13 protein-coding genes are annotated in these 5,727 nt (G+C 63.0%); all 13 read right to left on the bottom strand.

Annotation, left to right across the window (positions count from 1 at the left end):
* On the bottom strand, positions 1-596 hold a 596-nt coding region (locus Q0216_RS09555), incomplete at its 3' end, for a hypothetical protein (RefSeq protein ID WP_298594876.1).
* A gap of 30 nt (positions 597-626) precedes the next feature.
* Complete coding sequence (locus tag Q0216_RS09550; RefSeq protein ID WP_298594873.1) at positions 627-1,346, bottom strand: ATP-binding protein; 720 nt, start codon at positions 1,344-1,346, stop codon at positions 627-629.
* Between the two features lie 4 nt (positions 1,347-1,350).
* Positions 1,351-1,611, bottom strand: coding sequence for a hypothetical protein (locus tag Q0216_RS09545; RefSeq protein ID WP_298594871.1), 261 nt, complete (start codon positions 1,609-1,611; stop codon positions 1,351-1,353).
* The gene (locus tag Q0216_RS09540) at positions 1,584-1,847 is read right to left on the bottom strand and encodes a hypothetical protein (RefSeq protein WP_298594869.1); all 264 of its coding nucleotides are present in this window, start codon (positions 1,845-1,847) and stop codon (positions 1,584-1,586) included. The genes Q0216_RS09545 and Q0216_RS09540 overlap by 28 nt, the downstream gene beginning before the upstream one ends.
* Positions 1,819-2,061 (bottom strand): hypothetical protein, encoded by a 243-nt coding sequence (locus Q0216_RS09535; protein WP_298594867.1) that lies wholly within the window; start codon positions 2,059-2,061, stop codon positions 1,819-1,821. The genes Q0216_RS09540 and Q0216_RS09535 overlap by 29 nt, the downstream gene beginning before the upstream one ends.
* Positions 2,046-2,246 carry a hypothetical protein gene (locus Q0216_RS09530; RefSeq protein ID WP_298594866.1) on the bottom strand — a complete coding sequence of 67 codons (201 nt, stop codon included), beginning with the start codon at positions 2,244-2,246 and terminating at the stop codon, positions 2,046-2,048. Before Q0216_RS09530 ends, Q0216_RS09535 begins: the two co-directional genes overlap by 16 nt.
* On the bottom strand, positions 2,243-2,479 hold the full coding sequence (locus Q0216_RS09525) for a hypothetical protein (protein ID WP_298594864.1): 237 nt from the start codon (positions 2,477-2,479) through the stop codon (positions 2,243-2,245). Before Q0216_RS09525 ends, Q0216_RS09530 begins: the two co-directional genes overlap by 4 nt.
* A 212-nt stretch (positions 2,480-2,691) precedes the next feature.
* On the bottom strand, positions 2,692-2,931 hold the full coding sequence (locus tag Q0216_RS09520; protein ID WP_298594862.1) for a hypothetical protein: 240 nt from the start codon (positions 2,929-2,931) through the stop codon (positions 2,692-2,694).
* Positions 2,921-3,202 (bottom strand): hypothetical protein, encoded by a 282-nt coding sequence (locus Q0216_RS09515; protein WP_298594860.1) that lies wholly within the window; start codon positions 3,200-3,202, stop codon positions 2,921-2,923. The genes Q0216_RS09520 and Q0216_RS09515 overlap by 11 nt, the downstream gene beginning before the upstream one ends.
* Entirely contained in the window at positions 3,195-3,377 is a 183-nt protein-coding gene (locus Q0216_RS09510; protein WP_298594858.1) for a hypothetical protein, read from the bottom strand. Before Q0216_RS09510 ends, Q0216_RS09515 begins: the two co-directional genes overlap by 8 nt.
* Positions 3,374-3,502: a hypothetical protein gene (locus Q0216_RS09505; RefSeq protein ID WP_298594856.1), complete on the bottom strand. Its 129-nt coding sequence runs from the start codon at positions 3,500-3,502 to the stop codon at positions 3,374-3,376. Before Q0216_RS09505 ends, Q0216_RS09510 begins: the two co-directional genes overlap by 4 nt.
* Positions 3,499-3,891 carry a hypothetical protein gene (locus Q0216_RS09500; protein ID WP_298594854.1) on the bottom strand — a complete coding sequence of 131 codons (393 nt, stop codon included), beginning with the start codon at positions 3,889-3,891 and terminating at the stop codon, positions 3,499-3,501. The genes Q0216_RS09505 and Q0216_RS09500 overlap by 4 nt, the downstream gene beginning before the upstream one ends.
* A 124-nt stretch (positions 3,892-4,015) precedes the next feature.
* Positions 4,016-5,727, bottom strand: a 1,712-nt coding sequence (locus tag Q0216_RS09495) for a hypothetical protein (RefSeq protein WP_298594852.1), incomplete at its 5' end; no start/stop codon positions are given.

Genomic DNA, 5,727 nt, shown 5'->3' with positions numbered 1-5,727 from the left:
CCTACCACATCGAGCACGTCCACCGCGCCGGCGGCATCCCCGCCCTGCTCGGCGAACTCGACCGCGCTGGCCTGCTCCACCGCACCACGCGGCACCTGCGCGGCAAACGGGTTGTTTGCCGGCGGCGTGTATGCCTGCTGGGGCTGTGCAGCACCCACCGGCATGGTGGCGGCCACGGTGGGGCCAAGCACGCCGGTGCCGGGTTTGCGGAAGCGTTTGATCTCGTTCTGCGGTTCGTACTGCCCGGTCGGGTCATTGCGCGTCGTGACGTAGAACTCCACCAGCGCCCCGTGCAGCTCCTGAGTGTCGTTGATCGCGGGGCGGCCGGCGGAGTGGCACCATTGGCCCAGCTCCCGGTAGCCGATTTCCACCGCTTTGTCGTTGGAATTGCGAATGTTGAAGTTCTTGAAAATCACGCGATTGGCGTGCGTGGGACCCTGGATGCGGAAGCGGGCCTTGATGTAGGCCCCCGCGCCGTCCCGTGTGGGGTTGATGCTGGTCTCGTCCGCAAAGCCGGCATACCAGCCCGTCGGAATGAGGTCGAACCCGTCGCCGCCATCCGGCAGGTTCTGCGTGTTGAAGTTGAATGCGACCATGTTTCTCGCCCTCCTGTGGGCAACGTGTGGTTAACCGTGGATCTTGTTCAGCAGGTAGCCCAGGTGCGGCGGCTCCAGCGCATCAAGCGCCCCGCTGCGGTCCTTTGCCACGTATTGCATGTCGGGCTGCGTCTGCAGGAATCGCATAATACTGCCGTCCTGCTGCCTCTGCATACCCAGCCTGAACACCTCATCAAAGTAATACGGCAAGCCAGGCCCAAGCTTGGTGCCGGGCATGCTGGGGCCGTACAGCTGCGCCCCCGTCAGCTCATCTTTCACCGCCTCTTGCTTGGCGCTGAAGTAGACGTTCTTGCCGGGCAGGTCGCGGAACTTGCGCACGAGGTCCATGACCTTTTCCATCATCTCGCCGTATGCCTGCCGCGGGTCCTTGGCGCTGCGCTTGAGGTTGCTGAGCACCACCTCAGCGATCTCGCTGATGCTGTCCAGGCACACACTGCGCACGCCGGCAGCGTCCGGGGTCAGCAAGAACTGGTAAACGTCGAGCAGGTCTTCGTAGGTCTTGATGACCACAACGGGGATATCGTAGCTCACCCCCGGGGTGTCCACCCCGTAGACCTTCTCGATGTTCTTGCGCTTCAGGCTCAGCAGGCCGCTCTCCGCACTCAGCAGCAGCGGCGCGGGCAGCGTGGCACACAGCATCGTCTTGCCCATGCCGCTGGGGCCGTACACGAGGCACTTGAGGCCGCTGTCGCGGCTCTGCTGCTCTGCGGTGGTAAAGGTAAATGCCATGGCTTTACCCCTCCAGCGCCGTGATGGCGCTTTCAATACTGCCCTTGGCCCGCTCCAGGTCCGCCACGGTGCCGTACATGAGGTTGAGCAGCCGCTCATTTTCCTCAATGCTTTCTTCGAACATCTTGAGAACCTTCTCGGTTTCGTTGACCAGAATCTCCAGCTGGTGCGGATTGCCACACCAGCGCGGGGCTTCTTCCATCGCTGCCCGCAGGTACGCAATGGCCTCCGGGGCGCTCATACTGCTCGTGATTGTGAGAGCCATTGTTGCTGTCCTTTCTGCATCGCGTGCATTACCAGCACGCGGGTGGTTTCGTCCAAGTCCTTCAGCCGCGCCTTGTTCCGCTTGTTCAGCTGCGTGGCCTCAGCGTCGGCAATTTCGGGGTTCACGTTGCCCAGCGCGTACAGCACGCGCAGCACCTGTGCGCGTTGCTCCGCGAGCTCATTGAGCACCGCAATCAGCGTCACCAGGCTATCGCTTGGCCGCTCTTCGCTTTGCATTTTGCGCTTCCTCGTTCAGTTTGTGCAGCACCGGATGTTCGTCGAACAGCTTGCGCAGCCGCCCATTGTACTCCTCGCCCAGTTCCTGCCAGACATCTTCATCGTAATCGTGCAACGTCTGCAGCAGCTCATTGCGCTCGCTCTGCAGCTCGCTAGCCAGGTACAGCAGCGCCGCCACCAGCTCGCTCACATCGTGGCTCACGGTTCCAGCCATTGCAGCACCTCCTGTTCCTGTTTGGAAAGCGGCTCACTGTCCCACTCCGCCTGCAGCGCCGCCTGCTGGTCCGGGTCCAGCTCCTTTACCAGCTGCTGCAGCCGCCCACGGTAGCGCTTGGCCAGGCGCAGCGCACCCACGAACTCGTCCTTGGCCTGCCGCCACACATCCAGTTCGTCTCTCACTTCAGCTTACCCCCACACAAAGTGTCCATCTTGCTTTCCAGGTCCGCCACCATCTTGTCCGCTTCCTTCTGCCAGCGTTCCTCCAGCGTCTTGGCCAGCGCTTCGTCCTTCACCGTCAAGGCTTCCAGCGCTTCGTCCCTCTGGTCCCGCATCAGCCCCGCGCAGTTCATGGCCGCCTCGAAAATCTCCTCGGCGGTCTTGATTTCGATTACCTCTGTTTGAATCACCTTCATGTTTCTGCAGTTCCCTTGTCAGTACATCCACCACATCCTGCCACCCCACCGCCAGGGCTTCAATGCGCCCATCCAGCGTGGCTTCCAGCTCCGCCGCCTGCACGGGCTGCGCCGCGTGCAGCGCCAGCAGCAGCAACGCCCTCTGCTCTCGCAGTTCCGCCGCATACGCCACCAGCGCCGCCAGCAGCCGCTGCCCGTGCTCCGGGGGCAGTTCAATCGTCGCCTGCATCCTCCATCCCCTGTTCCATTTCATCGCGGAGCATTGTGGTAATCGTCCGGTCTGAGGCCTGGAACTTGCGCGCCAGGGTCTTGGCCAGCTCCGCATCGTGCTCCGCCAGCGCTCGCAGCGCCTCCTGCCTCTGCTGGTCCAGCACCTGCAGGAAGCCGGACATGCCCAGCAGCGCATGCTGCAGTATGCCGAGTGCCTTCTTCAGCTTCTTCTTACTGACCATGTGCCTGCTCCTCTTCTTCTGTGCGTTGCTGCCGCGCATGTTCACGCTCCAGTAACCACGTGGCCTGTGCGCATTGCTTGCTCATCTCCTCGTACTGCTTGTTCAGCAGCCGCACCAGCTGCGCATGCTCCTGCTCGCCCATGTAATTGGCCAGCACGTTGATAAGGAACTCCCGGTGCTGGCGCATCAGCGTTCCCATCTTAATGCTGGCGCGCAGCAGCACGGCGAGCTCTTGGCCCGTGTACTGCCCGCCCTTTTTGGTTTCATTCATCTGCGTACTTCTCCTTCTCCAGCTTCGCGCACTGCAGCGCCACCAGGTACAGCTCCAGCAACTCTTTCATTTCGAGCATTTCCTGTTTCATGTTCTGCCCCTTGGTCTGCAGCTCCCTAATCCGCCACAGGTGCTGCAGCAGGATATCGGACAGCAGGTTCAGCACGTCTTTCATTGCCCGCCTCCCACCATCCACCTCACCAGCCACAGCACCCCGGCCACGCCGGCCCCCGTTGCCAGGGCGGCCAGCAGGGCGGCCTGCACCCTGCGGCTGCGTTCCAGCATCAGCATCTTGTTCATTGTGCCGCCCCCTTGGGTGCCACCACCTTCATAGTCGGCATCCCCTGTTTCACTTCCATGCACAGGTTCATCACCTGCTGCTGCTCCGGCGTCAGCGCGTTGTAATTGCGCTTGTCCAGTTCCGGCTTCCACCGCACCACCGCCCTCGGGTCAATCCCTTTGTCCAGCAGCTCCGGCATCAGCTCTTCCACCACATCGGGCAGCACCTTGTACGTCAGGCTCCAGCTGGCCTCCAGCGTCCAGCCGTTGCCCAGCGGGCGCTTCTTGGTGCCGGTAAAGTCCTTTTCCACATCGAAGCTCTCGGCGACCAGCTTGCGCAGCCGCGCCTCCTTTTCCTTCAGCGCCTGCAGCTGCTGCTGCGTCTCATACCATTCTTGCAACACGTCCATTTCTGTTTACCTCCTGTGTTCGCCCTGCAGTGGGCACCGTGGATAACCACACTTTGCAGGGGCTGCGTGGCAGGCTGCCCCCGGTGTGGTTAACCGCATGGGCACAGTGTACGCCCCGTTGCCTCTATTCCGGGGTGTAACAAACGTAAAAGAGTTTAGTCGCCGCGTGGTACTGGAACTTGTCCCTCACGTCCGTGCCTCCCACCTGCTGCAGGGTGCCTTGGGAAATCAGCTCATCTTCCACCTGCTTAAGCGCCAGCCGCGCCCCCAGCCGGTGCTTCCTAAACGGAGCCAAATCCTGCACCCTCTCCATCAGCCAGCTGTGCGGCACCACGCCGGCCACCCTGAGCCGTTCTTCACACTTCTTGGCCCCGCCCGCAAGGTACTCCTTAATCAGGCTCTGCACAATCTTCATCTGCTGCGTCTCCGTGCTGCCCCCCACCTGTCCGCTCTCCACTCTCCGCAGCAACCCGTACACATCCCGCAACACCTGCTCCGTGGCCCACACCGCCTGTGGTTCTCTCACCGTCGGCTTCATGTAGCTATCCGCCACCGCGCACAGCGCGGCGATTTTCAGGGCTTTCAGGTGCGCCCTGTTCCACACCTGCCGCAGGGCTTCATCCTCGCGGCCGTAGAACTTGCTGACGCAGAACCTGTCAAAGTCCTCGAAGATCTTCTTCGCCTTGTCCGTAAACAGCACGTCCGTCCACGTGTTCGTCATCGCCAGCTTCTCCGCCTGCACCGCCGCCTGGGCAAAGTACCTGGCGAGGTCTTCCGGAAAGACATTGTTGATGCGAGCGTTGGTGATAGGCCGGTCGCCGTCATAGTCAATGATCCAGAAGCGGCTAAGGAAGCCGTCTGCCAGGATGTCATAGCTCAGGCTGCTGTAAAACAGGTCGGGCGTCGTCTCCCCCACCAGCGTGACAGCGACGTTCTTGGCCAGCTCCACGGTCTTCTCCTTGTCCGCGTACACCCGGCCCCCCGCCACGCTGCCGGCGGCGCTCTTTTGGAACAGGTCCGTCACCTCCCTGCGTATGCCCAGCGCATTGGCGTTCGTCACATCCCCCAGCCCCTGCACCACGTACCCCCACTCCCCGACGAAGATGGCCACACTGCTGTGGTCATCCGCCACCATCCGTCTCAACGCCGGCCCGCTGGCAAAGGCGCCGAAGTGGAAGAACCTCCCGGCGCTCGGGTTCAGCTTCTGCAGCGCCTGCATAATCCGCCCCGCACTGCCCAGCACCGCCTCCTTTCCCACCGCGCTCCTTCCCACCATCGTTATGTACAGGTTGAGCCCGGATTGCGGGAGCTGCCAGCTGTGGCCAAACAGCCCGGCGGCCACGGCGAAGGTGCTCGTTACCGCCGCTTGGAGGAACGGCAGGTAGCTATTCTCCATGCACCACCTTGACACCTCTCCCAGCCGTCCCGGCGGGTGGCTCATCTCCACCCCCAGCACGGCTTCTTCCGTCCATTCCGCAGGCCACGGCCCGCGCAGGTCCTCCCTCATCAACCCGACGCTAGGAGGAGTGACCACATGGGGGGCCACCACGTTCCCCGGCCGTACTGCAGCCTCTTCACTCGTCCAGGCCACCGGCCAGCTCACCGCCGGCGCACTCACCTTCGTACTCCTAATGCCCCCCTGCGCCGCCGCCACCGCCGCCGCCAGCCGCTCCCGCTGCTGCGCTTCCAGCTCTTGTAGCCTGCGCTGCCCATAAATGCTGCTTGCCGCCTGCGCCACGCCGGCTGGCGTGGGCTGCTGTGCGGCCAGCTGCGCCTGTACTGCACCTTGCGTGGGGCCCGCCCCGGCCGGTGCCGCCGCGCCCAGGGCGCGTGCCG

The sequence above is a fragment of the uncultured Rothia sp. genome (assembly GCF_937976295.1).
In the GTDB taxonomy this organism is placed as follows: Bacteria; Actinomycetota; Actinomycetes; order Actinomycetales; family Micrococcaceae; genus Rothia.
Note: the sequence above shows the minus strand (reverse complement) of the source record. Positions and strands in the feature narration are given on the sequence as shown.

Excerpts from the sequence above, each read along its gene's own strand:
- Q0216_RS09540 (WP_298594869.1), bottom strand. The coding sequence starts at position 1,847 with ATGCAAAGCGAAGAGCGGCCAAGCGATAGCCTGGTGACGCTGATTGCG.
- Q0216_RS09550 (WP_298594873.1), bottom strand. The coding sequence starts at position 1,346 with ATGGCATTTACCTTTACCACCGCAGAGCAGCAGAGCCGCGACAGCGGC.
- Q0216_RS09505 (WP_298594856.1), bottom strand. The coding sequence starts at position 3,502 with ATGAACAAGATGCTGATGCTGGAACGCAGCCGCAGGGTGCAGGCCGCC.
- Q0216_RS09535 (WP_298594867.1), bottom strand. The coding sequence starts at position 2,061 with ATGGCTGGAACCGTGAGCCACGATGTGAGCGAGCTGGTGGCGGCGCTG.
- Q0216_RS09510 (WP_298594858.1), bottom strand. The coding sequence starts at position 3,377 with ATGAAAGACGTGCTGAACCTGCTGTCCGATATCCTGCTGCAGCACCTG.
- Q0216_RS09520 (WP_298594862.1), bottom strand. The coding sequence starts at position 2,931 with ATGGTCAGTAAGAAGAAGCTGAAGAAGGCACTCGGCATACTGCAGCAT.
- Q0216_RS09500 (WP_298594854.1), bottom strand. The coding sequence starts at position 3,891 with ATGGACGTGTTGCAAGAATGGTATGAGACGCAGCAGCAGCTGCAGGCG.
- Q0216_RS09525 (WP_298594864.1), bottom strand. The coding sequence starts at position 2,479 with ATGAAGGTGATTCAAACAGAGGTAATCGAAATCAAGACCGCCGAGGAG.
- Q0216_RS09545 (WP_298594871.1), bottom strand. The coding sequence starts at position 1,611 with ATGGCTCTCACAATCACGAGCAGTATGAGCGCCCCGGAGGCCATTGCG.
- Q0216_RS09515 (WP_298594860.1), bottom strand. The coding sequence starts at position 3,202 with ATGAATGAAACCAAAAAGGGCGGGCAGTACACGGGCCAAGAGCTCGCC.